A 2,054-nucleotide genomic window follows, 5' to 3' on the forward strand; every position below is an offset into this window, starting at 1 on the left:
GCGGGAAAGGCCTCAGCGGCCGGGGTGGACCCAGGGGTTCGGGCGGCACTTGATGCCGTCGATCTCCAGGGACTTCGTCTGCTGCTGCATGACGGGGGCGAGGGCTCCGGGCGTGCGGCAGTTGACGTGGCCGTTGCCGAGCCGGTGTCCGACCTCGTGGTTGATGAGCATCTGACGGTAGGCGTGCATCGCCTTCGGCCCGAAGGTCTCGGAGCCCTGGGCCCAGCGGAAGGCGTTGATCATGACGCGCTCGGTGGAGGCGGAGTCGCAGGAGACGTTGTCGACGGTGGTGTCGAGCCCTGACTTGGCGCACCATTTCGCGGTCGTCCCGGGGCTGGCGAGGGTCACCACGAACTCCGGCTCCCCGGTGGCGATCCGCTCGAAGGTCATCGCGCCCCGGCCGGCCCAGCTGCGCGGGTCGTTCAGGGTCTTGTGGACGGCGTCGGCGAAGAGGGCGGGGTCGAGACCGATGCCCTTCTCGACGTCGATCCGGTAGCGGATCAGACGCCCCTTGCCGGGCGCCTTCTGATAGCCCGGCACGGCCTGGAACTCCCCGTTGCCGGTGAGCTTCGGGTCGATCGGGAACTGGCGGGTCATCAGCTGCTCGTACGTCGGCGCGGACGTCCTGCGGGGTGCGGGGGCGGCCGGCGGGGTCCTGGGCGTGGACCGCCCGTCGGAGCGCGAGGCGGTGTCGTCGGAGACGCGTCCGCCGGCGGTCTCGGCGGCGCGCGGGGCGCCGGGTCCCTTCTGCCGTTCTGCGACCTGTCCGGCGACGACGACGGCGAGGACGGTGGTGACGGCGGCGGCCGCGATCCCGGCGTAGGTGAGGCCGCGCCCCCGGCCGGTACGGCCGTCGGCCCCGCCGCGACCATCGGCCCCGTCGCGACCGTCGGCCCCGCCGCGACCGTCGGCGGCGTCGGTCCCCTCACGGCCGTCGGCCTCCTGGCGACCTGCGTCGGCGGGCTCCTGAGAGGTGCTGTCCGTGCGACGCGGGCCGGGGACGGACCCGGCCCGGCGGCCTGATCCCCCGGCTGCGCCAGGACCGGCCACGGGGGTACGGGGCGCCGCGCGCCGCACCGGCGAAGGGGCACCGCCCTCGTCGTGGGCCGGGTGCCCGCCACGCACCGGGCCACCGTGCGCGGAGGCACGCGGGCCCTGCGCACCGCCCGGCGCGGAGCCGTGGGCGGGAGTGCCGTGGGCGGGGGTGTCGTGCACCGGCGCCCCGTGTGCGGGCGTCCCCTGCGCCGGGGTGCCGTACGCACCGGACGCGGCGGACGCCCCGTACGGCCGGGGGTTCTGCGCCGGGGCGGCCTGGGCCTCCCGGTCGGCCGGGCCCTGCGGCTTGCGGCGCCGGCCCGTTCCGGTGCCCGCTTCCACGACGGGCACGCGGCCGGTGTCGGAGAGCGAGGGCGCGGCGCCCTTGCGGCTATGTCGTCCCACGCCCCGGATCAGCTCCCGCCGTGGTCCGCGATCAGTTCCCGGGCGGCCTGGGCGACCGTCTCGGGGTACTCCATCATCGCCACGTGTCCCGCGTCGGGGAGGGTCAGCAGACGCGAGCCCCGGAAGGCGACGGCGGCCCGCCGGGCCATCCGGTACGAGACGAGCCGGTCGCGCCGCCCGTACACGAGGAGCGTCGGGGCGAGGACCCGCTCCGCCTGGCGCCACAGGCCCTGCTGCCCGCCCAGGGTGTAGGCGTCCACGATGCCGCGCGAGGAGCGGGCCATGACGTCCCAGAAGTACGGGAGCGCCATGCGGCGCTCCATCTCCTCGACGGCGTGCCGCAGACCTTCGTCGGTGACGCGGCCCGGGTCCCCGTAGCAGAGGCCGAGGACGCCGCGGACCCGCTGCTCGGCCGTCCAGTCCCGGGTGAGCCGGGAGAAGAGGGGGGCGATGCCCGGGAGGGCGAGGAGCGCGGTCGGCCAGGCGCCGCGCTGGGCACGCAGCTCGGGCAGGGCCGGGGAGATCAGGGTGAGGGTGCGCACCAGGTCCGGGCGGACGGCAGCGACGCGGGTGGCGACGGCGCCGCCCAGCGAGTTGCCGAAGAGGTGGACGGG

2 protein-coding genes are annotated in these 2,054 nt (G+C 76.2%); both read right to left on the minus strand.

The features are described 5' to 3' along the window. Positions 1-12: 12 nt before the first annotated feature. Complete coding sequence (locus tag RIF68_RS35245; RefSeq protein WP_309055649.1) at positions 13-1,440, minus strand: DUF3152 domain-containing protein; 1,428 nt, start codon at positions 1,438-1,440, stop codon at positions 13-15. 8 nt (positions 1,441-1,448) lie between these two features. Continuing rightward, positions 1,449-2,054, minus strand: a 606-nt coding sequence (locus RIF68_RS35250) for an alpha/beta hydrolase (protein ID WP_309055651.1), incomplete at its 5' end; no start/stop codon positions are given.

Source organism: Streptomyces sp., from assembly GCF_031178505.1.
Taxonomy (GTDB): Bacteria; Actinomycetota; Actinomycetes; order Streptomycetales; family Streptomycetaceae; genus Streptomyces; species Streptomyces gulbargensis.